Origin of the sequence: Sorangium sp. So ce204, assembly GCF_051526795.1 — a bacterium.
GTDB lineage: Bacteria > Myxococcota_A > Polyangia > Polyangiales > Polyangiaceae > Sorangium > Sorangium cellulosum_B.
The window spans coordinates 4,151,986-4,175,555 of record NZ_CP150317.1 but is presented as its reverse complement, the minus strand read 5'-3'; the positions used below and the strand labels follow the sequence as shown (position 1 = coordinate 4,175,555).

Sequence of the window (23,570 nt, the reverse complement as noted above, 5' to 3'; positions counted from 1 at the left end):
GTCGCCGCGGCCCCCCGGAACGCGCTCGAGATCGAGCGAAGGCGGTACGGCGCTCGTGGAGCGCCCCCCCGCTACACCCCCGCCTGCTCCTCGAGCTCCTCCGGCGACGCGCTCTGCGCCGGAGCGCGCCGCGGCGGCTCCAGCACGAGCGGCAGGATCTCCTCCATCGACGACACCATCGTGATCTTGATCTGATCCTTGACGTCCTGCGGCACGTCCTCGAGGTCGCGCCGGTTCTTCGCCGGGATGAGCACGTGCCGGATCCCGGCGCGGTGGGCCGCGAGCAGCTTCTCCTTGACGCCGCCGACCGGCATCACCCGCCCGCGCAGCGAGATCTCCCCCGTCATCGCGACGTCGCTGCGCACCGACGCCCCGAGCAGCAGCGACGCCACCGCGGCGAACATCGTCACGCCCGCGCTCGGCCCGTCCTTCGGCGTCCCGTGCTGCGGGATGTGCACGTGCAGATCGATCTCCTTGAGCCACTCCGGATCGAGGTGCAGCCGATCGGCCTTGCTGCGCACGAAGCTCACCGCCGTGCTCGCCGACTCCTGCATCACGTTCCGCATGTTGCCGGTGAGCACCACGTTGCCCTTGCCCGGCATCTTCGTCGCCTCGATGAAGAGGATCTCGCCGCCCGCCGGCGTCCACGCGAGGCCGGTCGCGACCCCGGGCTGGAGCGTCCGCTCGGCGATCTCGGGGCGGTGCTTGTGCGGGCCGAGCACCTGCTCCACGTGCTCGGGCGTCGCCACCTCGCGCACGTCGTGGCCCTCGGCGACCTTCACCGCCGTCGCGCGGCACACCGCCGCGATCTGCCGCTCCAGGCCGCGCACGCCCGCCTCGCGCGTGTAGTGGTCGACGACCGCCTCGATGCCCGGCTCCGTGAACTCCAGGCGCTCGTCCGTGAGCCCGTGCGCCGACAGCTGCTTCGGCACAAGGAACTCCCGCGCGATCCCCAGCTTGTCCGTCCGCGTGTAGCCGGGCACCTCGATGACCTCCATGCGGTCGACGAGCGGCCCCGGGATCCCGTCCCAGTTGTTCGCGGTCGCGAGGAACATCACCTGCGACAGATCGAACGGCAGGTCGAGGTAGTGGTCCTGGAACGTCGAGTTCTGCTCCGGATCGAGCACCTCGAGGAGCGCCGCCGCCGGATCGCCCCGCAGGTCGACGCCCATCTTGTCGACCTCGTCGAGCACGAGCACCGGGTTCTTGGTCCCCGCCTTCTTCAGCGCCTGCAGGATGCGCCCGGGCAGCGCGCCCACGTAGGTGCGCCGGTGCCCGCGGATCTCCGCCTCGTCGCGCACGCCGCCGAGCGCGATCCGCTCGTAGCGGCGCCCCATGCTGCGCGCGATCGACTTGCCGAGCGACGTCTTGCCGACGCCGGGCGGCCCGATGAAGAGCAGGATCGGCCCCTTCTTGTCCGTGCGGAGCTGCCGGATCGCCGAGTACTCGACGATCCGCTTCTTCACCTTCTCCAGCCCGAGGTGATCCTCGTCGAGGCAGCGCCGAACGCTCTCGACGCTCAGCTTGTCCACCGTCGTCTTGGACCACGGCAGATCCGCGATCCACTCGAGGTACGTCTTGGTCACGTTGAACTCGGCCGACTGCTGCGCCATCGAGCGCAGCCGGCTGAGCTGCTTGCGGACCACCTTGTCGACCTCCGCCGGCACCTTGGCGCGCCGGATGCGCTCGCGGAGCTCCTCGATCTCGTCGTCGTCGCCGCCCTCGCCGAGCTCCTCCTTGATCGACTTCATCTGCTGCCGGAGGATGTACTCGCGCTGCGACTTGCCCATCTCCTCCTGCACCATGGAGGAGATCTCCTTCTTGACCCGCAGCACCTCGAGCTGGCGGCCGACCATCGCGAGCACGAGGCGGACGCGCGCCTTCACGTCGAACGCCTCGAGGATCTCCTGCTTGTCGCCGACCGAGGCCTGCGCCTGCGGGAAGTTCGAGGCGATCAGATCGGCGAGCGCGCCCGGCTCGCGCACGTTGTCGAGGATGCCCGCCGTGTCGCGCGGCAGGTTCGGCATCAGGCCGAGCACCTCGCGCGTCGCCTCGCGCAGGCCCGCGCCGAGCGCCTCGAGCTCCACGTCGCGCACGAGCGACTCCGGGATGCGCTCGATCCGCGCGCGCATGTACGGCTCCAGCGAGAACGCCGACTTCACCCGGAAGCGGCCGAGCCCGTTCAGCACGACCGAGTAGTTGTTCGGGCCGAGCCGGATGACCTTCACCACGCGCGCGACCGTCCCGACGGAGTAGAGCTCCTTGAACGTCGGCTCGTCCACGTCGGGCGACCTCTGGCTGATCACGCCGACCAGCGCGCGCTCGCGGCCGAGGAGATCCTCGACGAGGCGCACGCTCCGCGGCCGGCCGACGTTGATCGGCACGACCGACATCGGGAACAGCACCGAGTTGCGCAGCGGGAGGATCGGGACGCTATCCGCGTCGGGCGAGGGAGGCGTTCGCGAAGAAGGATCGCCGGTCGGCATGCAGACAACCCTAGTACAGCGCTCTTCTCGAAGCCATGACGCGGGCGCGCCGCTAGAAGTCCTTGATCTTCCAGACCCCGTGCTCGCGCGTGAAAGCGACCGTGCCGCCGGCGCCATAGGCCATCGACGCGCTGTCCCCGGTCTCCTCGATGGTCGCGGTCGGCAGCGCCGCCTTGATCGCCTGGACGACCCGGTTGATCTGCTCCTTCTGCGGCCCCTCCCAGGCGCTCTTCAGCTTCTCGGGCGTGAGCTGCCCCGCGTCGGCCGCGGCCTTGACCGTCCCGGGCCGACCGCCCGGCTTCTGCGCCGCGTCAGCTCCCGCGCCGGGCGGCGCGGCTCCAGGTCCGGCTCCCGCGCCGGGCGGCGCGGCGCCAGGTCCGGCGGGCTGCGCCGGGCCCTCGCCGGCGCGCGCGGAGCCCGCCTCGCCGGGGGGGCCTGCCTCCTCGGGCGCGGCGCCCGCGGGCTCGACGAGGCCTTCCCTCTCGGCGTCGGGAACGTAGCGCATGATCACGTCATAGCGCCGCCGCTCGAAGGCCCGCAGGAACCCCACCAGCGCCTGCCGGGGCGTCGCCTGACCGTAGAGATCGACCGCCGCCGCGTCGAGCCGCCAGCGGCCGCCCTCGAAGACGAGCAGGAGCTCCTCGCCGTTCGGCATGGTGACCGTCGCGGTCACCACCGGATCGGCCGCGGGCCGCGCGATGGCGCGGGCGATCTCGAGCGCGTCGTCCGGGTTGTCCCGCACCGCGCGCCGGAAGGCCTCGAGCGACATCGACCGCTTGGCCTCGTCCGAGAGCAGCCGGTAGGCCGCGTCGACGCGCCCCTCCTGGAGCGCCTGCGCGTAGGCCCGGAGCGTGTCGCTCGGGCCCTGCTGAGCGTAGCTCGAGCCGCACGCCGGGAGCGCGAGGACGAGCAGGAGAAGCGCCGTGCGTTTCACGGATCGGCCCATAGCACACGCGGCGGCGAGCGCGCAGACGGCGCGGCGCCTGGGTGCGACTTGCCGGCGATCGCCAGGAGGCGCTACCCCTTGAGTAGATGGATAGCCGCCGCCTTGAACGCCGCCCAGAAGCCAGAGCGCTCAGCGTCGAGCGTCTGCTGTTGGACATCCGGGACGGCAAGCTTCGGATCCCCGAGTTTCAGCGCCCGCTCCGCTGGCGCTCCGCGCATGTCCTCGACTTCTTCGACAGCGTGTACCGCGGGTTCCCCGTCGGTGTGCTCATCCTGTCCAAGCTGTCAGCTGAGCCGCGGCTCTTGCACTTCGGCCCGCTCCGCGTGGACGCCCCCGCCATGCCCGACGCGATCTTCGTCGTCGATGGCCAGCAACGCATCAACGCGCTCGCCGGCGCCCTGCTGCACCCCGACAAGCGGCCCCGCGGCGACATCCACGCGGTGTGGTTCGATCTCGAGGAGGAGCGCTTCGTCCGCCTGCGCTCGGCAGAGCCTCCGCCGCACTGGATCCCGCTGAACGTCGTCTCGGATTCAGTTCTGCTGCTCGACTGGCTGCACGAGTGGCCGTTCGGAAAGCAGCGGCGCGATCTGGTCGAGCGCGCCATCGCGCTCAGCAAGGCAATCCGAGAGTACCAGATCCCGGCGTACGTCGTGGAAGAGGCCTCGAACGAGTTTCTCCGGCTGATCTTCAAGCGGGCGAACACGTCCGGCGTTCCGATGAAAGAGAGCGAGGTGTTCGATGCGCTCTTCAACGGCACAGCGCTGCGCCCGCTCGAGAGCGCCTGCGCACGTCTCCAGGAACAGACCGGGTTCGGGGTCATGGCCCCAGATGTGTTCCTGCGCTGCCTCAAGGCCGTCGAAGGGCGGGATCCGCGGCACACCTACACGGAACGCGAGGGCGATGCGGCGGACGTGAGGGCGGCCGCCGTCGAGGACACGGAGACCGCATTACGGCGCGCGCTCGCGTTCCTCGCCGACGACGCCGGGATCATTCACCTACAGCTCCTGCCCTACCAGCTCCCGCTCATCCTCCTCGCCCGGTTCTTCCACCTGCACCCGAGCCCACACTCGCGCACGCGGACGCTCCTGGTCCGCTGGATCTGGCGCGGTGCGCTCGCTGGCATCCACGCGGACAGCGGCCACCCGACCGTCAACCAACTTCAGTCCAAGATCGACCGCGACGAGTTCGCCTCCGTGGAACGCCTGCTCCTCACGGCCCCGAAGCAGGCGGCATCACCGACCGCCTCCACGGTCTGGTCGGGACACAGCGCGGCCACGCGGCTCTGCGCGGTCGCCATGCTCCACATGGATCCCCGGAACGTCGATACGGGCGAGGTCTACACGCTGCAGGAGATTCAGAGGCTGCTCGACAGGCGGGATCTGGCCAAGATCTTTCGCGACGTGGACAGTCACGCGCCGTCGACGGTCGCACGGCGCATCCTGCTCCCAGGCAGCCGGCAGCTCGCCCGGCTCCCACCCGCGCCGGATGAGGTGTTGCGAAGCCATGGGCTGGACCGAGACGCAGCAAATGCGCTTCAGCGCGGGGACATCGCCGGGTTCGTTGAGCGCCGACAGCGAGAGCTGGATCGATGGTTTCAGCGCTTCTTCTCGGAGCGAAGCGCTCCGGGCGAAACCGACCGGCTCCCCATCGCTGAGCTGGTCCGGCGCGTCGAGGCGCAGGCTGCCACGACATGAGCGCCCTCGAGGTCCGTCTCGGCTCGGTGCGGGTCGGCATCCTGGAGTGCTTCAACGACTGGGACTACCGCTTCTCGTTCGACGATTCCTGGCTCCGCACGACCGATGCCCCGGTGCTCGGTCAGCTCTTCGAGGACCGCAAGCCGGGTGACATCGAGAGCACCGGCAACCTGATTTGCTGGTTCGATCACCTCCTCCCTCAGGGACCGCTTCGCCGCGCCGTCGCCAAGCAAGCCCGCTGCGATGAGGACGACGAGTTCGACTTGCTGCAAATCCTCGGCGAGGATCTTCCGGGCGCTGTGGTCCTGGTTCCCTGCCTGCCACGGCTCTCGCGCGATTCCAGTGTGAGCCGCGTCCAGGCTCCGCCCACGGCGGAGGGGCTGCTCCATTCGTCGCTGGCGGGAGCGCAGTACAAGCTGTCGGTTCGCGAGGGCGAGCGTGGCCTGACCCTCCCGGTGCAAGGGCAGACGGGATCCTACATCGCGAAGTTTCATGATCCGCTCCACAAGGAGCTACCTCGGGTCGAGCTCGCCACGATGCTCTGGGCACGAGCGTCGGGCATCTCGGTGCCGCCGTGCCGACAGGCGCGCATCGAAGAGTTCATCGAGCTTCCGGACGGCACGCCGATCGGCGACGGAACGGTCTTCCTCATCGAGCGCTTCGATCGCCTGCCCGGCGGCGAGCGCGTCCACATCGAGGATCTGGGCCAGGTGCTCGACCGCCCGCCTGGCGACCCACAGTACACAGGGCGCTACGAGCACATCGCGGCCGTCCTCGCGCAGCTCGCCCCGGATGATCTGCGACCCTACTGCGAGCGCCTCGTGTTCTGCGTGCTCTGCGGGAACACGGACGCCCACCTCAAGAACTGGTCCTTGATCTAACCGGACAAGCGTCACCCCCGCCTACGATCTGGTAGCGTCCATCCTCTACGTACCGCCGCTCGCCGACAGGCTCGCGCTCGACCTCGGCGGTTCGCGGCGGTTCGAGGACGTGCGGGTCGAATCGTTCCGCCTGCTGGCAGAGGTCACCGATCGCCCGTTCGACGAGGTAGCGGGCTGGGTCCGGCAGGCGGCGGAGCGCGTGCGCGAGGCATGGCAGCAGCATGCGGCGGAGCTGCCTTACCTTGCAAAGGAGCGCACGCGCATCGACGAGCACATGTCGCGCGTCCCGCTGGCGACCGCCACGCCGTCCAGCTGACGGATTACCGCCCGTCACTTCGCGCGCTTCAGCACCGCCCCGTCCTTCACCGGCGCGCCGTCGCTGCCGTCCGGCGATCCCTCGTTGATCCAGTAGACGGTCGTCTCGTCCACCGCGATGTCGCCCGGCCGCGCCTGCCCCGAGGCCAGCACCTCCTGCTCCCCGCCGCCCTTCGGCATGCGCACGACCGTCCCCGCGTCGCGCCGCGTCCAGTACACGTGCCCCTCGTCCACCGCGAGGCCGTTCAGCTGGCCCTGATCCGACGCGATCTCCTCGGGCGCGCCGACCTCCGCCCCGCTCAGATCCGCCCGGAAGACGCTGCCGCCCTCGAAGCTCGCCCAGTAGACCGCCGCCGCGTTCCCTTCCCCGTCCACGTCGAGCGCGATCTCCCGCGGGGTGAGCTGCTCCGCGGCGACCGTCACCGAGGCCTCTCCCACGCGGCACGCCACCGCCCCGTCGGTCCTGCCCAGCGTGCCCTGGTACGTCCAGCACACGGTGTCCCCCGCGCTGGCCACGCGGTAGGGCGACGAGAACGCCGCGCCGGTCGGCGTCAGCTCCTCCGGCGCGCCGAGCTCGACCTCCGCGCCGCTGCCGTTCAGCTGCGCCCGGAACACGCCGCCCCCCCAGAGCTCGGTCCACGCGAGCGCGCCACCCGAGAGCGCGAGCCCCTCGGGCTGCTCCAGATCCGCGAGCAGCACGCGCGGCTCGCCGCCCGCGAGCGGGACCACCCTCAGCGTGCCGTCCTCCGCGTTCGTCCAGAAGGCCACCTGCCGCGCCTCGTCGATCGCGAGATCCCGCGGCGAGGCCTGCGTCGCGCCGAGGATCAGCGGATCGCCGCCGCCGACGGGCGCCGTCTTCAGCTCCCCGTCCTGCTGGGCCATCCCCTCCCCGTCGAACGTGGCGCCCGCGATCCACGTCACGCCGCCCGCCGCCACCCGCAGCGACACCGGGTGGACCTGCGCCACCGCCACGGGGACGGGCGCCGACGCGTCGGGCACCGTGGACTCGCCGCCCATCAGCGCCGACCAAGGGCCGCACGTCGGCAGATCCGTGCCCTTCCTGCGGCACTGCCCCTCGCCCGCCGCCGCGATCGCGAGCCCCGCGAGCTTGCCGCTCTGCGCCCGCCGGCACACCTCGACAGGCAGCCGGAGCACGTTGCCCTCCTCCACCCGGAAGCCCGCGTCGCTCTCCGCGTCGAGCGGCACGAAACACGCGCTCTCGCCGCAGATGCCGCCGCCCTGCGTGAGCAGCGCGACGTTCACGTCGCCGCTCGGCGCGGCGGCCCGGCAGACGGTGCCGTCCGCCGCGAACGCCTCGAGATCGACCGGCGCCGACGCGGCGCCGGCGAAGCACTTCAGCGTGTCGAAGCAGATCCCGTCGCCGTCGCCTGCCCCGCCGCCGAACACGGCCACGGCCTCGTAATCGGGCAGCGCGCGCGAGTCGACCTCGCGCGGCACGCACGAGCCCGCGACGCAGCTCTGGCCCTCGGGGCAGCTGTTCTTGACGAGCACGTTGCCCTCCGCGTCGCGCAGCGCGTTGCCCTGCTCGTCGCGCTCGACTTCGGCCGAGCCGTCGCACAGGAACTGGATGGGCATGTGCAGCGTCGCCGTGCGCCCCTCGGGCACGGTCGTCAGCACCTCGCGGAGCAGGCGCACCCCGTCCTTCCCGCCGCGGCTCGCGATGACGCGCACCCGGAGCGACTGCGAGGGGTCGTCGGGCGTGAGGAAGCCCAGCGTCGCCGGCAGGCGGATCGACCCGTCGGTCCCGAGCCGCTCGAACGTCTCGTCGTAGACGACGGACCCGTCGAGCGTCGCCTCGATCCGGACCGTATCGATGTCCTTCGGCAGCGACATGTCCGTCTGGAAGACGACCATGAGCTGCCCCTTCTCCCCGCCGCAGGCCGACCCCGCCGCCGCCGCCGCCGCGAGCGCGAGCAACGCCGCCGCCGGCACCGACCTGGTCCGCTTCGCCCGCTTCGTCCGATTCATCCGCATCAACGTCTCCCTCCGAAGCCGAGCGGGACCGTGCCCAGGCTGCCCTGCTCCGCCGGCGTCCCCGGCTCGAAGAGCAGCGAGCCCGCGACGAGCGCGCCCGCGAAGATCGCCGCGCCGCCGCCGATCCAGAGCCACTTGCTCGCGCCGCCCCGCGGCGCGGCGCGCTCCAGCGACACGTCGATCCGGCGGCGCTCGTCGTCGCGGACCAGGATCTGCGCCTCGTGCGGCGTCATCCCCGGCGCCGTCACCCGCAGCGCGTGGGTCCCGCTCTGCACCGAGCCCTCCCAGCGGCCCTTGCCCACCACCTTGCCGTCGATCGCGATGAGATCGTCCTGCCCCGCCGCGATGGCGAGCCGCCCCCGGTGCACCGCCCGGTCGAGCCGCGCCACGAGCGCGACGCTGTCGCCGCCCACGACCTTCACCTGCCGTACGAAATCGACGAAGCCCGGCTTCGAGACGCGGATGCGGCGCTCGCCGATGTCGATCGGCACCGGCGCGGCGAGCGGCGTCGTCCCGACCGGCTCGTCGTCCACGAGCACCGCGGCCCCCGGCTCGCTCGCCGTGACATCGAGGAGGGACACGAAGCTCCCGGCGGCCTTGATGAGATCGGCGACGTCCTGCCTGTCGCGCGCCGACAGAGCGGCGCCCGCCTCGGCCTCCATCCGGCGCAGCGTCGCGATCATCGTCGCGTAGCGCCGCAGGTTCTTCTGGCAGAGCGCGACCTTCCAGAGCAGCCGGTGATCGCGCGACAGCTCGTAGGCGCGCTCGTACCGCGCGAGCGCGCCCGCGTAGTCGCCGTCGTCGAACAGCGCCGCGCCCGCCCCGTGCTCTGCCCTGGCCATCCCGGTCAGCGACTCCGCGAGCGGCGTCTCCGCGGGCGGCGTCGCGGCGGGCGGCGTCGCGGCGGGCGGCGTCGCGGCGGGCGGTGTCGCGGCGGGCGGTGTCGCGGCGGGCGCGGAGCGCGCCGGCTGGGCCGCGGCGACGCCCGCCGCGAGCCCCACGCCGAGCGCGGCCGCGGTGGCGCGCCCCCAATGGCCCAGGTGCTTCCCTCGCATCGATGCTCCTTGCTGGCGGAGGCGCGCCGCGATGGCCGCGCTCCGGCTCTCCGACGCTCCACCTCGGATTACCGCGATGGTACCCGATGCACGCGCCGCACGAGCAACTGTTGGAAACGTCTCGGACAAATCGTCTTTGCTCCGCTTGCGCTCGCGGGGATACCATCCGGCGCCCATGAGAGGCTTCATCACGGTGGGCGCGGCGCTCGCGGGCGCGCTGATCGGCATCGCCCTCGGCCCGTCCTCCGCGCGCGCGGAGGGGCCTGGCGCCGTCGCGCTCAGCCGGTTCGAGCCGACACCCGCGGGTGATCCGCTCTTCGGTGTGCCGTCGCCGTTCATCGGAGGGCACCTGGTCCCGCGCGGGCTCGCCCTGTTCGACCACGCCGAGGATCCGCTCACGCTCGGAGGCGGCGCCTCGCCCGAGCGGGCGATCGTCGGCAGCCAGTCGCTCCTCCACGTCGGCGGCTCCCTCTCGCTGTGGGATCGGCTGCTCGTCTCGGCCTCGCTGCCGCTCGCGCTCGCCCAGAGCGGCGACGGCGCCGCGGCGGCGGCCGGCGCGGGCGCGCCCGAGGCGCCCTCGTCCCCGGCGCTCGGCGATCTGCGCCTCGGCGTGCGCGTGCGGCTGCTCGGCGACGACGGCGACCCCTTCCAGCTCGGCACGAGCGCGTCGCTGCACCTGCCCACGGGCAGCTCGGACGCGTACGTCGGCGATGGGGCGGTCCGCGTCACGCCGCAGCTCCTGCTCGGCGGGCGCATCGCGCGCGTCGTGTGGAGCGTCGCGGCCGGCGCGGTGATGCGGAGCTCCGAGAGCCCCTCGACGCTCGCTTATGGCGGCGGCGCGGGCGTGCTCCTCTGGGACGAGCGGCTGCAGCTCGGCCCGGAGGTGCTGGCCGAGACGATGCTCCAGGGCGGCTCCCTGTCGCTCACCGCGCGCGAGCGGGTCGAGGTGGAGAGGACGACGAGCGCCGAGCTCCTGCTCGGCGCTCGGTTCCGCCCGTTCCGCCCGTCCCGCCCCCTCGCTGGCCTCGTCGTCGGGGCGGCCGCCGGTCCGGGCATCGGCGACGCGATCGGCACGCCGTCGTTCCGCGCGATGGGGACGGTGGCGTGGGCTCCCCCGGCGCCGCCCGCCGGCGCGGCGGCGGACGCCGGCGCGAGCGCGGATCCGGACATGGACGGCATCCCCGGCGCGCGGGACGCGTGCCCGTACGCGCACGGCCCGGCCAGCGCCGACGCGAAGAGGAACGGCTGCCCCGTCGAGGACGAGGACGAGGACGGCGTCGCCGATCAGGACGACCTCTGCCCCCATGCGGCCGCGGGCTCCGGGGGCGGCGACCCGTCGCGGCGCGGCTGCCCGGAGCCGGCGCAAGGCGAGCAGGGGCCGGCCGCGGGCGGCGCGGGGCGATGACGGTGACGAGCGCGATCGGGCCATGGGACGCGGCCCCGCGTGGCGAGAGAGGGTGAAGAGGATGAAGCGAACCGCCATGATCACCGCGCTCGGCGCCACGCTGGCGCTCGCCGCGGCGCCGCGGAGCGCGGCCGCGCAGTGCTCCGCCGCGGCCCCGTTGCAGGACCTCATCGATGGCCTCGCCTTCCGGTGGGACATCGGGATGGACGGGGTGATCGGCGACGGGACGAACGACGCCTTCGACACCGGCATGGCGCTGCGGGTGGACGGGATCAGCTTCCCCTCCTCGCCCCGGGCCGAGGAGATGGACGGGCGGCAGCTCGTCCATGGGCCGGCGCTGATGGGCGAGCTCGAGGTCACCCGGAAGATCTACGTGCCGACGGACGAGGGCTGGGCGCGCTTCCTGGAGATCCTCCGCAACCCCACCGCCGGCGAGCGGACGGCGGTCGTGCGGATCGAGACCAACGTCGGATCCGACAACAGCACCACCATCACGCAGTCGTACACGGGCGATCTGGAGTTCACGCCGGCGGATCGATGGCTCGCCACGGACGACGCCGACGACATGGCGGGGGATCCGAGCCTCCATTTCAATTTCTTCGGGCCTTCCGCGGCGCTCGTGCCGGGGAGCGTCGGGATGACCACCTTCGACTGCGCGGCGACGCAGGGGCCCGTCGTCGAGTTCACCCTGAAGCTGCCGCCCGGGGCGACGCGGATCGTCATGCACTTCGGCGGACAGCGCGCGAGCCGGGCCGATTCCCACGCGGGAGCGGCCCACCTCGACGCGCTCCCGGCGCCGGCGCTCGCCGGGATGTCGGTGCGCGAGCGGTCCTACGTCGTCAACTGGGACGCGGACGGCGACGGGGACGACGACGACGACGGCGTGAAGGACCTCGACGACAACTGCCCGTCCGCGCCGAACCCGGCTCAGGCCGACGCCGACAGCGACGGCGCGGGCGACGCCTGCGATCCCGACGACGACGGCGACGGCGTCCTTGACGGCGACGACAACTGCCCGCTCACGCCGAACGCCGATCAGTCGGACCTCGAGGGCGACGGCGCGGGCGACGCCTGCGATCCCGACGACGACGGCGACGGCGTGCCCGACGGCGTCGACAGCTGCCCGTCGGCGCCCAACCCGGGGCAGGAGAACAACAAGGACGAGTCGCCGCCGGACGAGCGCGGCGACGCGTGCGACGACGACGACGACAACGACGGCCTGGGCGACGAGGTCGACAACTGTCCGGTCGTCCCCAACCCCGATCAGGCCGACGCCGACACGGACGGCCGGGGCGACGCGTGCGACCTGAACGCGCTGGACAGGGACGACGACGGCGTGGAGGACGGCGTGGACAACTGCCTCTCCATCCCGAACCCCGACCAGTCCGATCTGGACCGCGACGGCGAGGGCGACGCGTGCGACGGCGACGGCGACGGCGACGGCGCGCCCGACGACGGCGACAACTGCCCGCTCACGGCGAACCCGAGCCAGCGCGACGTCGACGGCGACGGCTACGGCGACCGGTGCGACGACGACGACGACGGCGACGGCGTACCCGACGCCGGCGACAACTGCCCGTTCCTCTCGAACGAAGGGCAGGAGGACGCGAACGGCGACAACGCCGGCGACGCGTGCGACTGCAGCGCGCCGGCGAAGCCCGACGGCACGCCCTGCGACGACGGCGACCCCTGCACCCGGACCGACGCCTGCGACGGCGGCGTCTGCAAGGGCGCCGATCCGGTCGTGTGCGCGCCCTCCGGGGACGTCTGCACCTCCGCGCGGTGCCACCCGAGGCACGGCGAGTGCGCGCTCTTCCCCAACGAGGGCGCCCGCTGCCCCGGCGGCACCTGCGTGGCCGGCGGCTGCGTGCCCGATCACGCCGGCAGCGGCGGCGGCGGCGCGGGCGGCGAGGACGGCGCGGGCGGCGGCGACGCCGGGGCGGGCGGCGGCGGCGGCGACGCCGGGGCGGGCGGCGGCGACGCGGGCCCGGGCGGCGGCGACCCCGGGGCGGGCGGCGGCGGAGGCGACGGCGGCGAAGACGGCTCGGGCGGCGAGGGCGCCACCCCCAGGCCGCTGCGCGGCGATCCCCGGGCGCACGGCAACGGCTGCGGGCTCGCGGCGGGCGCCGACGGGGCGGCGGGCTCGGCAGCGGCGTGGCTCGCCGCCGCGTCGCTCCTCGCGCGGTGGCGGCGGCGGCGCGGGTGACGCGCGCCGCCGGCCGCGTCACTCCACAGGCGGGCTGACCCCGGGCGCGCCTCCGGCGGCGGCGCCCCCCTCCCCCGCTGCCGCCGGCTGGCGAGGCCCTTCGGCGCCGGCGCTCCCGGCCTTGCCGCCGGCGTAGCGCCTGCCGGCTCGCTCGGACGCCTTCAGGACGGGGCCGCGGATCGTCTCGATGGCTTCCGCCGGAGCGCTGGAGATCTCCAGGTTGGAGAGCACCGCGGAGACGACGCGGAGCCATTGATTGCGCGCCGCCAGGATCGTCGCGTTCACGACCGGCGCGGTCTTCTCCTTGGCGGCGAGCGCGTCCCGCCGGTGCTCGATCGTCGAGAGCTCCTTGCCCGACGCGATCCACCGCTGCACGGTGTGGAGCAGCGTCGTCTTGCCCGGCGCCGGGATCACCTTGAGGAACGCGGCGGTCGAGGGCTCCTCGTCGAGGAGCCGGGCGATCCGCGCCGTGTTGCCCGACTCCGCGGTGGGCGACGCCTTGATGATGGCGAGCCCGGTCGGGAACAGGCTGGCCTGGGCCCGATCACATGCCTCCGCCCCCCCGACGTCCGGCGGCTCCTCCGCCAGACAGTGCTCGCGGTGCGCGTCGATGCCGTACGAGACCGCCTTGGCCAGGTGATCGTGGCGCTCGTCGACCTTCGAGAGCTCGTCGTTCAAGGCCGTCATCCCGGCCGACGCGCCCGTCCTGCTCGGGCGAACCGCCAGCACGGCGCCGTGGACCTCGGCCACCTTGTCGTGCAGCCCGGCGATCTCCGGGATCGACAGGAACAGCCGCTTCCGCTGGGCATCCTCGATCCACGGAGCGACGAGGGCGACCATCTCTTCAATCATCAGGTGTTTCAACATGGGACAGACCTCCACGTGGGGGACAGCGCGTCGAGCCCAGGGAAGCGCCTGTCTCGTGTCCTGTCGATGACACCCGATTACAGGAGCAACCGCGGAGCGCGCAGGGCGGCCCCGAGGCGCGCCTCGGGGTGACCGACGCGACGTGACGGCCCTCACCGGCGCCCGTCATGGGCCGAGGCTCACAAGAGCCGGAGGGAGGCGGCCCCGATCTGGCGCGGAGCGTAATTTTGAAGGGAAGCCCAGGTGTGGACCTGGGCTCCGCGGTCCCGGCAAGGTCCTGGGGAGATCGCGATCTTGGCGACGCGTCGAAATCCGGCGCTCGGCCTGATCGCAATCTGGGCGAGCGCCTGACGACAGGCGTCAGCTCAGGTCACGTTCTCGACGGGACACCCGAGTTCGAGCGTCCTCCCGGATCGCGACCTGCCGGAACACCGGACAACGAGCGTCAGCCCAGGTCACGTCCTTGACGGCAGGTCGCTATCGACCGCTTTCCCGGATCGCGACCTTCCGGAACGCCGGACGACGAGCGTCACGTCAGGTCACGCTCTCGACGGCACGTCGATATCGAGCCCTAGCCCAGATCGCGACCTTCCGGAACGCCGGACGGCGCGCGCGCGAGTGGGTGGAGGGGGACTTTGGCCAAGGGTAGGGCTTTTGAAGCGTCGAGTCGCCCAAAGACGCCAAAAGACGCCAAGAACCGCCAGAAGACGCCAGAATTTTTATGTTTTTCTTGGCGTCTCTTGGCGTTTCCTGGCGTCTTTTGGCGTCCTCTGGCGGTTCCGTCATCACGGCTTCGCGGAGCCCGACGCCGACCACGGCCCGCACGTCGGCAGGCCCATGGTCTTCTGGACGCACGTGGCCGTCACCGGCGACGTCACGACGGCCGCGATCTTGCCGGCGGCCACCTGATCACAGACGGCGGTCGGCAGCTGGATCCGCCCGTCGTCCGCCACCCGGAAGCCATCGGCGCTGCCCGCGTCGAGCGCCACCAGGCAACGCTCGTCATCATCGCAGATCCCATCGCCCGCGGCGGTCTCCAGCGCCACGTTCAGCGGGACGCCGGCCTCGCCCGCGATCGAGCACGCCGCGTCGACCTTCGCAGGCGTCGTGCCCTGGAAGCAGGCCGTCACGTCGAAGCAATCGCCGTCGCCGTCACCGTCGCCGCCGCCATAGACGTCCGCCGGCGCGTAGTCGGGGAGCGCGCCCGCGTCGACCTCGCTCGACGCACACGTCCCCGCGACGCAGGTCTGCCCTTCCGAGCAGTGCTTGTTCACAACGCCGCCGCTCCCGTCGCTCTCGCCCGAGTCGTCGCAGAGGAAGTTGAGCGGCAGCGTCAGCAGCGCGACGCGGTCCTTCGGGATCCTCGTGACCGCCTCGCGCAGGACGCGCGGCGCGCCGAGCTCGTCCCCGAGGAGGGCGCTGACCTTGATCCGGATCGAGTCGCCGCCGCCGCTCGAGGAGTAGAAGCCGATCGTCGCCGGCATGCGCGCGGCGGCGTCGGACTTGCCGAGCCGCTCATAGGTCGCCGAGAACTTGGGGGTGCCGCCCTCGAACACCTGCACCTGGAGGGCGCCGAAGTCCTTGGGCATCTCGAGATCCGTCGAGACGGCGAGCATGATCTCGTCCGGCGGAGAGCACCCTCCGGCCGCGACAGCGACGAGCGCGGCGAGCGCCGCCCGGTCGACGGCGCTCATCGGCCACCCCCGAAGGGGATCGTGAACGTGGCGCCGCCCTTCCGGGACAGGGAGACCGAGCCGGGCGACGTGCGGCCGTCGACCGGCGGCTCCGGGCCGAAGACCCCCGTGGCGACCAGGACCGCGCCCGCGAGCACCAGCGCTCCGCCGCCGATCCAGAGCCAGGTCTCGACGTTCCCCTGCTTGGGCTGCGCCACCAGCGTGACCTGCACGCGGCGCGTCTGGTTGTCCTGGATCATCACCTCGGACTGGTGCGTCACCATGCCGGACGCCGTGACGCGGAGCGCGTGACCGCCGCTCGGCACAGGACCGTCGTAGCCGCCGCGGCCGACCACGCGACCGTCGATGGAGATGACGGCGTCCGGCGCCGCCGTGACGATGAGCCGCCCTTGATGAACCTCTTTCTCCAGCGTGGCCGTGAGCGTGACCTCGCCGCCGCCCGTCACCTGCTGGGAGACCTCGACGTCCTTGAAGCCCTTCTTGGTCACCCGGATCTTCCGGGTGCCGACGTCGAGCAGCACGGGCTCGCTCAGCGGCGTCCGGCCGACCTCCTCGCCGTCGACGAAGACCGTGGCCCCCGCCTCGCTGGCCTTCAGATCGAGCCGGCTCACGTAGGCCTTCGTCGCCTCGATGAGCGCAGCAGCGTCCTTGCGATCCTGCTCCCCGAGCTGCGGGCCGGCGTCCCTGAGGAGCTTCTCGACCGTCCCGAGCAGGCGCGCATAGCGCTTCAGGTTCTTCTGGCAGAGGGCGATGTTCCAGAGCAGCCGCGGGTCGCCGGAGAGCTCGAAGGAACGCTCGAACTTGATGATGGCGTTGCGGTAGTCGCCGTCGTTGAAGAGGATCCGCGCGGCCTCGTACTCGGCCTTGGCCTCGCCGGTGAGCGTCGCGGACAGCGGCCCCTGTGCGGCAGGCGCGCCCGCGGCGGGCGCTGGCTGCGCCCCCGCGGGCGCTGGCTGCGCTGCCGCGGGCGCCGGCTGCGCCCCCGCGGGCGCCGGCTGCGCTGCCGCGGGCGCCGGCTGCGCTGCCGCGGGCGCCGGCTGCGCCCCCGCAGGCGCCGGCTGCGCTGCCGCGGGCGCGAGGGCCGCCAGCACGGCGCCGCCGAGCGCGACCGCGGCGCTGGCGCGCAGGCTCCTGCTGCTCCACAGCGGGAGCCGTTCGCTTCCTGGCCAACTCATCTGGGCTTACCTTTGTCGTTCAGCACATCGAAGATGCTCCCCGGCTGCGCGGCGGTCGCGGTCGCGGTCGGCGCGGCGGTCGCGGCCGGTGGGGCCGAGGGCGCGGCGGCGGGCTTCGGCCGGGGCGCCGTGGCGACCGGCGTCGCGCTCGCCGGCGCCTTCGGCCCGGCGGTCGACAGCGGCGCCGCGGTGACCACCGGCGCGGCGGTCGCCACCGGGGACACGGTCGCCGACGGCGCCGCGGTCGCCGGCGGCTGCGGCTCCGCGGTCACCTCCAGAGGTGCGACCGGCGGGGGTGGGGCCGGCGTCGCGGGCGCCGAGGGCTCGGCGGAGGCGGTCGCCGAAACGGCCGACGGGTCGGCGGAAGGAGCGTCCGCGCCGCCATGGAACGTGACGAAGCGCAGGATCCCGCCGATCACCACGGCGGCGCCCACCACGGCCAGCGCGAGCACGACGCCGCTCCGCGAGCGCGCCCCGGGCGCGGCGCCCGCCGGGCCGGCGGTGTGGCCGACCGCGCCGCCCGCGCCGCCCGCGCCGCCCGCGCCGCCCGCCGTCGCGGCGGCAGGCGGCGCCGCGCTGTGCCGCGCTGTCGCCGCGGGGACGCCGCTCACGCGCTCCTGCGACGTCTGCCAGGCGGGCGGCGTGCTCATGCGCTCGCGCACGGAGCTCGCCCGGTCCCGGAAGGAGACCGCGGGGACGAGCCCCAGCGTCCGCTCGATCCGCTCCAGCGAGGCCAGCGCGAGCGGAGGCCCGAAATCGACGATGGCGCCCGCGAGCTCGGCGACCGACTTGAAGCGCTTCGCGACGTCCCTCTCGAGGCAGCGCAGGATCGCCGCCTCGAGGCCCGGCGGCAGGTCGCGCCGGAACGTGGTCGGGGGCGGCGGCGGCTCGGTGTTGATCATCAGGATGAGCTCGGACAGCGAGCTCGCGTCGAAGGGGACACGCGCGGTGAGCAGCTGGTAGAGGATGGCGCCGAGCGACCAGATGTCCGCGCGCGCGTCGACCGAGCGCGCCGAGCGCATCTGCTCGGGCGCCATGTAGAGCGGCGAGCCGAGCACCATCGCCGTCTTCGTCAGCCCGAGCTCCGGCTCGGCCCCGGCCGTCGACGGGTCCGCGAGCGCCTTCGAGATGCCGAAGTCGAGCACCTTCACCATGCCGCTGCCGTCCGCCGCGCGCGTGAGGAAGAGGTTCGCCGGCTTGAGATCGCGGTGGATGATGCCTGCCGCGTGCGCCTCGGCGATCGCCTCGCAGGCCTCGAGCACGTAGCCCACGGCCTCCTCCAGCTCGAGCGGGCCGCGCCGCCGCAGCGTCTCCTGGAGGTCGCTGCCCTCCAGGTACTCCATCACCATGAACGGCGCGCCCGTCTCGAGCGTGCCGACGTCGAGCACGCGCGCGACGTGCTCGCTCTTCAGGCGCACCGCCGCGCGCGCCTCGCGCACGAAGCGCTCCACCATCTCGTCGTTGGCGCCGGGATGGAGCAGCTTGATGGCGACCCGCTGGTGGAGCTGCTCGTGCACCGCGGCGACGACGACGCCCATGCCGCCTTGCCCGAGGATGCGCTCGACCCGGTATTTCCCCGATAGAATTTGACCTTCGGTGACCGGTGCGCTCACGGACGCTCCCGCGCTGGGGCTGCCTGGAGGGCGCCACCACCGCCACGTTATCCAGGGGGCCACCTTATGCGATCCGGCGCTCGCGTCCAAGGCCATTGCCGGGTCACCCCGTCACGTCATCGGGATCACGCCGCTTCCCTTGCGGCGAAGGGCGACTACCCTACGCGCCATGCCCCGCATCGCCAGAGTCGAGCGCAAGACGCGCGAGACCGACATCCGCATCGAGATCGATCTCGACGGCCAGGGCCGCTCGGAGATCAAGACGCCGCTCCCCTTCCTCACGCACATGCTCGATCAGATCGCCCGCCACGGCCTGTTCGATCTCGCCATCCACGCCGAGGGCGACGTCGAGATCGACGGCCACCACACGACCGAGGACTGCGGCATCACCCTGGGCACGGCCGTGCAGAAGGCGCTCGGCGACAAGGCGGGCATCGCCCGCTACGGCGAGGCGACGCTCCCCATGGATGAGGCGCTCGCGCAGTGCGCGCTGGACCTCTCCGGCAGGCCGTACTTCGTCTGGCGCGTGCCGCTGCCCAAGGCGAAGCTCGGCACCTGGGACGTCGAGCTCGCCCCCGTGTTCTTCGAGGGCTTCGCGCGCGGCGTCGGCGCGAACCTCCACGTCCGCCTCATCGAGGGGGACAACCTGCACCACATCGTCGAGATCTGCTTCAAGTCGTTCGCCAAGGCGCTGATGAAGGCGACCCGGATCGAGCCGCGCGTCGCCGGCATCCCGTCCACCAAGGGGAGCCTCTGAGCCATGCAAGCCATCGCGCTCGTCGATTTCGGGATGGGCAACCTGCGCTCCGTGGAGCGGGCGCTCCAGAAGGCCGCCGAGGACGCCGGCGCGCCGTGCGCTGTGACGCGCACGGGCGACCCGGAGATCATCGGCCGGGCCGACAAGGTGGTGGTGCCCGGCCAGGGCGCCTTCCGCGACTGCGCCGCCGCGCTTCAGAGCGGCATCGGCGAGGCGCTGCGCGCGCAGATCCGGAAGGGGACGCCCTACCTCGGCATCTGCCTCGGCATGCAGGCGCTCTTCGACGGGAGCGAGGAGGCCGAGGGCGCGCGCGGGCTCGGCGTGTTCCCCGGCACCGTCAAGCGCCTCACCCCACAGCCGAGCGCGGCCGAGGCGGACGCGGCTCCCGGCGAGCCCTGGGTCGGGATCAAGATCCCCCACATGGGCTGGAACCGCATCGCGTTCGCGCGCGAGGTGGAGGGCCCGCTCGCTGTGTTCGCCGGCGAGCGCCCCTTCGTCTACTTCGTCCACAGCTACCACGCCGTCCCGCTCGACCCCGCGCTCGTCGCGGCGACGACGGAGCACGGCCCGCACCGCGTCACCGCCGCGATCGAGCGGGACAACGTCACCGCGACGCAGTTCCACCCCGAGAAGAGCCAGGCCGCCGGCCTGCGCCTGCTCGCCCGCTTCCTGACCGGCTGACCCGCCCGCGCGCGCGTCAGTGCGCGCGCAGCAGGCGCTGGTGCACCTGCTTGACCTGCGCGAGCTTGAGGTGCGCGCCCAGGGGAAGCTCGGTCGGGCGCGCCCCGCCCGCGCCGCGCCCGCGCCGGGCGTGAGGGGGGACCAGCGAGGAGCGCCGCGCCGCCCTCACCCGCTGCGGCCGCCGCGGGGCGAGCGGGAGATCGACGATGAACGCCGCGCCGCAGCCGAGCTCGCTCTCGACGCGGATCGCGCCGCCGTGCGCGCGCGCCGCGACGTGCGCGATGTACAGGCCGAGCCCCAGGCCGCCGAAGCGCTCCACCGGGACGGCCCGCTCGAAGCGCGCGAAGATGCGCTCCTGGTCCTCCCGCGCGATCCCCATGCCGCGGTCGCGCACGATGAGCCGCGCCCGCGCGCGCGTCGCGCGCACCTCGATCGAGATCGGCTTGCCCTCGCCGAAGGTGAGCGCGTTCTTGATCAGGTGGAACGCCATGCGCTCGAGGTGAGACCGGTCCCACCAGCCGATCACCGGGCCCTCGGCCGCGACCGAGATGGCGCCGCACACGGCCGGCCGGTGCGCGACCGCCGTCGCGACCACCTCGCGGATGAGCGCGACGAGCTCCACAGGCTCACGGGTCGGGGCGCCGTGGGCCAGGCTGCCGTGCCTCGCCTGGAACATGTCGTCGCAGAGCCGGGCGAGGCGGCCGAGCTGGCGGTCGAAGACGGCCAGCATCGCCGCCGCCCACGCCGGGGTCTTCTCCGGCTCCTGCTGGCTCATCCGCTTGGTCAGCTGGAGCTGCAGGAGGAGCGAGGTCACGGGCGTCCTGATCTCGTGCGCGGCGAGCACGAGGAAATCCTCCCGGATCCGGGCGGTGTCGTCCCGGATCGGGACAGCGGGGATACGAGGGTCGACGTCGTCCGAAAACGCGGTCATGGCAGAGCCTGCTGGGCGGAGTTGTGGTGTGCCCCCGCGGCCGCGAACGCATGGAGTGTGCCACCCAGGAGGGTTCTCAGATTGGCACTTCTGGCGGCAGGAGAGCGCCCCATCTGCCGAGCGGACGCGCGTCGAGGCGTCGCATCGCGCCGTCCACTGCGCAAAAAACCAGCGAAGGTGAGCCGAGCTGCCTGGGCCGTTCTGCGGCGCGCGGCGCCTCGGGTCACGCCGGAGCGCCGCCAGGCTGCTGCGGTACACGGGTCAGGGCGCGCCCCTGCTTGCGGGCCAGGGTCCGCGGAGCAGCTTTGTCCGCATGCAACACCAGAGTGGAGAGCAACACCGGAGTATGGAGCCGGGGGCCAGGGCTCAGGTCCGCGGATCCATGAGCGAGCTGCACGCGCTCCTCAGGGAGTTCGACACCGCCATGCTCGTCACGATGACCCCCGAGGGGCTGATGCGGGGGCGGCCGATGGAGATCCAGGAGCCGGCCGAGCTGATGGACTGCGATCTCTGGTTCGTGACGGAGGACGAGGCGGCGAAGACAGGCGAGATCGCCCGCGAGCACCAGGTGGCGGTCTGCTGCTACAGGCCGCGGGACCGGGCGTACATCTCGATCTCGGCGCGCGCGACGATCGAGAGGAACGAGGAGAAGATCCGGAGCCTCTGGAAGCCCTCGTGGAAGGTGTGGCTGCCGGCCGGCCCCAGCCACCCTCACGCCGCCCTCCTGAAGCTCTATGTCGAGCGCGCCGAGTACTGGGAGCCCGAGGGCGGGCGGCTGCGGGTCCTCTACGAGAAGGCCAAGGCGCTCGTCCAGCGGAGGTCGGCGGAGGACAAGCTGAACCCGCCGAAGCACATCTGAGCCGCGCCGCGCCTGCGGCGGCGATCGAGCAGGCGTGACCCGAAGCGAGACGGTCCTCGGGCTGGATGAGCCTCGGATGGATCAGCCAGGGGTCGGCGTGGCGCCGGCCGCGCGCCGCGCGCGCTCCGCGTCAGGGGTGCCGCTGCCCTCGAGCGCCGCGCAGATCTCGGCAAAGCCGTCGAAGGGTGTGCACGGTATCCCGTCGCGGGAGCAGAGCACGTCGAGGGCGCTGTCCCGCACGGCGAACACGCGATCGCAGCGCCGCGCCGCGGGGTAGTCCAGCCGGCCGTCGCCGATGTAGACCGTGGAGGTCTCGCCGGTGGCCGCCTTCAGCTGGTCGAGCACGCGGATCTTGAAGTCCTCGCCGGGACCGAGCGGCACCGTCCCCGGCACGGTCACGCGCCAGCGCCCATCGAAGACGGCATCGAAGCAAGAGAACGCGGTGCCCGGCGGCAGGAACTCGCGGATGTAGAACGGCAGGCCGTGGCTGATCACGTGGAACACCCACGACCGGCGGGCGCACAGGGCCAGGAGATCCTCGAAGCCCGACCGCAGCCCGGCGTGCGGGCGCAGCTCGGCCAGCAGCTCGGCGGCCGGGCGATCCACGTCGGCGTAGCCGCGGCGGAGGAGCTCGAACGGCGTGAGCTCGCCGGAGGCGGCAGGCGCGAGCAGCGCCTGCCGCCAGTCATAGCGAAGGTGGGCGTCCCAGATCCGGTTCGTCAGGTCGTCGCAGGTGATGGTCCCGTCGAAGTCGCAAAGAATGAGCACGACCGCTGATTTGCACGCCGCCACGCCGGACGCCACCGCCGTGCCACGCGGACCGGCCCTCGCCACGGGATCGCCTTCCACGGCGAGGGCGCGGTGCGCGCCCCGGAGCCGGGCCTCCGCGCAGGATCAGCCGACGGTCGCGGCCAGGCCGCGACCGTCAGAGCGCGACAGGGAACGGATTGCGCTCGCTGAACCCGGTCTGGTGAAAGTAGGGATAGGGCAGCTTCGTCTTGCTCGCGGCATCCAGCTTCGCGATGTGCTCCGGCGCGAGGTTCCAGCCGACGGCCCCGAGGTTCTGTCGAAGCTGCTCCTCGGTACGAGCGCCGATGATCACGTTCGCGACGCTCGGCCGCTGCAGCAGCCAGTTGAGCGCGATCTGCGGGACGGTCTTGCCCGTCTCCTTCGCCACCGCGTCGAGCGCGTCGACCACACCATAGAGGTACTCGTCGTCGATCTGCGGCCCCCCCTCGACAGACAGCTTGTTCCGGAGCCGGCTGACCTCCGGCAACGGCTGCCCGCGCCGGATCTTCCCCGTGAGCCGCCCCCAGCCCAGCGGGCTCCAGACGACCGCGCCGACCTTCTGATCGAGCGCCAGCGGCATCAGCTCCCACTCGTAGTCGCGCGCCACCAGCGAATAATAGGCCTGGTGCGCCACGTACCGAGAGAGACCGTATTTCTCCGACACCGCGAGCGACTTCATCAGGTGCCAGCCGGAGAAATTCGAACATCCGAGGTAGCGGATCTTCCCCGCGCGCACGAGATCGTCCAGCGTGCCGAGCGTCTCCTCGACCGGCGTGGCCGCGTCGAAGCCGTGCAGCTGAAAGAGATCGATATAATCCGTCTGCAGCCGGCGCAGGCTCCCCTCGATCGACCGGATCAGGTGGTACCGCGACGAGCCGACGTCGTTGGGGCCCTTGCCGCTCCGGAAGGTCGCCTTGGTGGAAATGATGACCTTGTCGCGCCTGCCCTTGATCGCGTGGCCGAGGATCTCCTCGGCGAGCCCGTCGGAGTAGATGTCGGCCGAATCGAACATGTTCATCCCGGCCTCGAGCGAGACGTCGACCAGCCGGGTCGCCTCGGCCACGTCGCTCGATCCCCACCCCCGGAAGAACTCGTTGGAGCCACCGAACGTCCCCGTCCCGAGGCTCAGCACCGGTACCTTGAACCCTGACCCGCCGAGCTGTCTGAACTCCATGAATCGCCTCCGCGCCAAATGGGGACAACCTCTGAGCGCAGGGGGGA

The 23,570-nt window shown here is 72.6% G+C and carries 19 protein-coding genes; 8 read left to right on the top strand and 11 right to left on the bottom strand.

Annotation, left to right across the window (positions count from 1 at the left end; all coding sequences use genetic code 11):
* Positions 1–71: 71 nt before the first annotated feature.
* Together lon and WMF22_RS15620 are read right to left on the bottom strand one after the other, a co-directional pair.
* On the bottom strand, positions 72–2,486 hold the full coding sequence (gene lon, locus WMF22_RS15625; RefSeq protein WP_437536277.1) for an endopeptidase La: 2,415 nt from the start codon (positions 2,484–2,486) through the stop codon (positions 72–74).
* A gap of 52 nt (positions 2,487–2,538) precedes the next feature.
* Entirely contained in the window at positions 2,539–3,420 is an 882-nt protein-coding gene (locus tag WMF22_RS15620; protein WP_437299868.1) for a hypothetical protein, read from the bottom strand.
* Between the two features lie 161 nt (positions 3,421–3,581).
* Here WMF22_RS15620 and WMF22_RS15615 point away from each other — a divergent pair, with 161 nt between their 5' ends.
* From WMF22_RS15615 to WMF22_RS15605, 3 genes are all read left to right on the top strand, one after another.
* Entirely contained in the window at positions 3,582–5,126 is a 1,545-nt protein-coding gene (locus WMF22_RS15615; RefSeq protein ID WP_438036255.1) for a DUF262 domain-containing protein, read from the top strand.
* Positions 5,123–6,007, top strand: coding sequence for a type II toxin-antitoxin system HipA family toxin (locus tag WMF22_RS15610; protein ID WP_438036254.1), 885 nt, complete (start codon positions 5,123–5,125; stop codon positions 6,005–6,007). Before WMF22_RS15615 ends, WMF22_RS15610 begins: the two co-directional genes overlap by 4 nt.
* 109 nt (positions 6,008–6,116) lie before the next feature.
* Entirely contained in the window at positions 6,117–6,323 is a 207-nt protein-coding gene (locus WMF22_RS15605; protein ID WP_438036253.1) for a hypothetical protein, read from the top strand.
* A gap of 14 nt (positions 6,324–6,337) precedes the next feature.
* Here the strand turns inward: WMF22_RS15605 and WMF22_RS15600 are convergent, their stop codons facing one another.
* Both WMF22_RS15600 and WMF22_RS15595 read right to left on the bottom strand, forming a co-directional pair.
* Positions 6,338–8,311, bottom strand: a complete 1,974-nt coding sequence (locus tag WMF22_RS15600) for a hypothetical protein (protein WP_438036252.1) — start codon at positions 8,309–8,311, stop codon at positions 6,338–6,340.
* A 5-nt stretch (positions 8,312–8,316) separates the two neighbouring features.
* Positions 8,317–9,372, bottom strand: coding sequence for a PEGA domain-containing protein (locus WMF22_RS15595; protein WP_438036251.1), 1,056 nt, complete (start codon positions 9,370–9,372; stop codon positions 8,317–8,319).
* A 175-nt stretch (positions 9,373–9,547) separates the two neighbouring features.
* Here WMF22_RS15595 and WMF22_RS15590 point away from each other — a divergent pair, with 175 nt between their 5' ends.
* Positions 9,548–10,777, top strand: a complete 1,230-nt coding sequence (locus WMF22_RS15590; RefSeq protein ID WP_438036250.1) for a hypothetical protein — start codon at positions 9,548–9,550, stop codon at positions 10,775–10,777.
* A 61-nt stretch (positions 10,778–10,838) separates the two neighbouring features.
* Positions 10,839–12,983 carry a thrombospondin type 3 repeat-containing protein gene (locus WMF22_RS15585; protein ID WP_438036249.1) on the top strand — a complete coding sequence of 715 codons (2,145 nt, stop codon included), beginning with the start codon at positions 10,839–10,841 and terminating at the stop codon, positions 12,981–12,983.
* Between the two features lie 18 nt (positions 12,984–13,001).
* Here WMF22_RS15585 and WMF22_RS15580 read toward each other — a convergent pair whose 3' ends face one another.
* The 4 genes from WMF22_RS15580 to WMF22_RS15565 form a co-directional block, all read right to left on the bottom strand.
* Positions 13,002–13,850, bottom strand: coding sequence for a hypothetical protein (locus tag WMF22_RS15580; RefSeq protein WP_437299861.1), 849 nt, complete (start codon positions 13,848–13,850; stop codon positions 13,002–13,004).
* Positions 13,851–14,635: 785 nt separating this feature from the next.
* Positions 14,636–15,544 (bottom strand): hypothetical protein, encoded by a 909-nt coding sequence (locus WMF22_RS15575; RefSeq protein WP_438036248.1) that lies wholly within the window; start codon positions 15,542–15,544, stop codon positions 14,636–14,638.
* The gene (locus tag WMF22_RS15570) at positions 15,541–16,719 is read right to left on the bottom strand and encodes a PEGA domain-containing protein (RefSeq protein WP_438036247.1); all 1,179 of its coding nucleotides are present in this window, start codon (positions 16,717–16,719) and stop codon (positions 15,541–15,543) included. The genes WMF22_RS15575 and WMF22_RS15570 overlap by 4 nt, the downstream gene beginning before the upstream one ends.
* The gene (locus WMF22_RS15565) at positions 16,716–18,332 is read right to left on the bottom strand and encodes a serine/threonine-protein kinase (RefSeq protein ID WP_438036246.1); all 1,617 of its coding nucleotides are present in this window, start codon (positions 18,330–18,332) and stop codon (positions 16,716–16,718) included. The genes WMF22_RS15570 and WMF22_RS15565 overlap by 4 nt, the downstream gene beginning before the upstream one ends.
* 169 nt (positions 18,333–18,501) lie before the next feature.
* On the opposite strand from WMF22_RS15565, the gene hisB reads away from it, so the two are divergent.
* Both hisB and hisH read left to right on the top strand, forming a co-directional pair.
* Complete coding sequence (hisB, locus tag WMF22_RS15560) at positions 18,502–19,089, top strand: imidazoleglycerol-phosphate dehydratase HisB (protein WP_437299857.1); 588 nt, start codon at positions 18,502–18,504, stop codon at positions 19,087–19,089.
* Between the two features lie 3 nt (positions 19,090–19,092).
* Complete coding sequence (gene hisH / locus WMF22_RS15555) at positions 19,093–19,770, top strand: imidazole glycerol phosphate synthase subunit HisH (protein WP_438036245.1); 678 nt, start codon at positions 19,093–19,095, stop codon at positions 19,768–19,770.
* Between the two features lie 16 nt (positions 19,771–19,786).
* On the opposite strand, the gene WMF22_RS15550 is transcribed toward hisH, so the two are convergent.
* The gene (locus tag WMF22_RS15550) at positions 19,787–20,701 is read right to left on the bottom strand and encodes a sensor histidine kinase (RefSeq protein ID WP_438036244.1); all 915 of its coding nucleotides are present in this window, start codon (positions 20,699–20,701) and stop codon (positions 19,787–19,789) included.
* Between the two features lie 382 nt (positions 20,702–21,083).
* Here WMF22_RS15550 and WMF22_RS15545 point away from each other — a divergent pair, with 382 nt between their 5' ends.
* Positions 21,084–21,560, top strand: coding sequence for a pyridoxamine 5'-phosphate oxidase family protein (locus WMF22_RS15545; protein WP_438036243.1), 477 nt, complete (start codon positions 21,084–21,086; stop codon positions 21,558–21,560).
* Positions 21,561–21,641: 81 nt separating this feature from the next.
* Here the strand turns inward: WMF22_RS15545 and WMF22_RS15540 are convergent, their stop codons facing one another.
* Together WMF22_RS15540 and WMF22_RS15535 are read right to left on the bottom strand one after the other, a co-directional pair.
* A complete protein-coding gene (locus WMF22_RS15540) occupies positions 21,642–22,328 on the bottom strand; it encodes an HAD-IB family phosphatase (protein WP_438036242.1) in 687 nt (228 codons plus the stop codon).
* 157 nt (positions 22,329–22,485) lie between these two features.
* Positions 22,486–23,523, bottom strand: a complete 1,038-nt coding sequence (locus tag WMF22_RS15535; RefSeq protein ID WP_438036241.1) for an aldo/keto reductase — start codon at positions 23,521–23,523, stop codon at positions 22,486–22,488.
* Between the last annotated feature and the right edge of the window lie 47 nt (positions 23,524–23,570).

Excerpts from the sequence above, each read along its gene's own strand:
- WMF22_RS15610 (WP_438036254.1), top strand. The coding sequence starts at position 5,123 with ATGAGCGCCCTCGAGGTCCGTCTCGGCTCGGTGCGGGTCGGCATCCTG.
- lon (WP_437536277.1), bottom strand. The coding sequence starts at position 2,486 with ATGCCGACCGGCGATCCTTCTTCGCGAACGCCTCCCTCGCCCGACGCG.
- WMF22_RS15535 (WP_438036241.1), bottom strand. The coding sequence starts at position 23,523 with ATGGAGTTCAGACAGCTCGGCGGGTCAGGGTTCAAGGTACCGGTGCTG.
- WMF22_RS15600 (WP_438036252.1), bottom strand. The coding sequence starts at position 8,311 with ATGAATCGGACGAAGCGGGCGAAGCGGACCAGGTCGGTGCCGGCGGCG.
- WMF22_RS15570 (WP_438036247.1), bottom strand. The coding sequence starts at position 16,719 with ATGAGTTGGCCAGGAAGCGAACGGCTCCCGCTGTGGAGCAGCAGGAGC.
- WMF22_RS15585 (WP_438036249.1), top strand. The coding sequence starts at position 10,839 with ATGAAGCGAACCGCCATGATCACCGCGCTCGGCGCCACGCTGGCGCTC.
- hisB (WP_437299857.1), top strand. The coding sequence starts at position 18,502 with ATGCCCCGCATCGCCAGAGTCGAGCGCAAGACGCGCGAGACCGACATC.
- WMF22_RS15550 (WP_438036244.1), bottom strand. The coding sequence starts at position 20,701 with ATGACCGCGTTTTCGGACGACGTCGACCCTCGTATCCCCGCTGTCCCG.
- WMF22_RS15595 (WP_438036251.1), bottom strand. The coding sequence starts at position 9,372 with ATGCGAGGGAAGCACCTGGGCCATTGGGGGCGCGCCACCGCGGCCGCG.
- WMF22_RS15545 (WP_438036243.1), top strand. The coding sequence starts at position 21,084 with ATGAGCGAGCTGCACGCGCTCCTCAGGGAGTTCGACACCGCCATGCTC.
- WMF22_RS15575 (WP_438036248.1), bottom strand. The coding sequence starts at position 15,544 with ATGAGCGCCGTCGACCGGGCGGCGCTCGCCGCGCTCGTCGCTGTCGCG.
- WMF22_RS15590 (WP_438036250.1), top strand. The coding sequence starts at position 9,548 with ATGAGAGGCTTCATCACGGTGGGCGCGGCGCTCGCGGGCGCGCTGATC.
- WMF22_RS15580 (WP_437299861.1), bottom strand. The coding sequence starts at position 13,850 with ATGTTGAAACACCTGATGATTGAAGAGATGGTCGCCCTCGTCGCTCCG.
- hisH (WP_438036245.1), top strand. The coding sequence starts at position 19,093 with ATGCAAGCCATCGCGCTCGTCGATTTCGGGATGGGCAACCTGCGCTCC.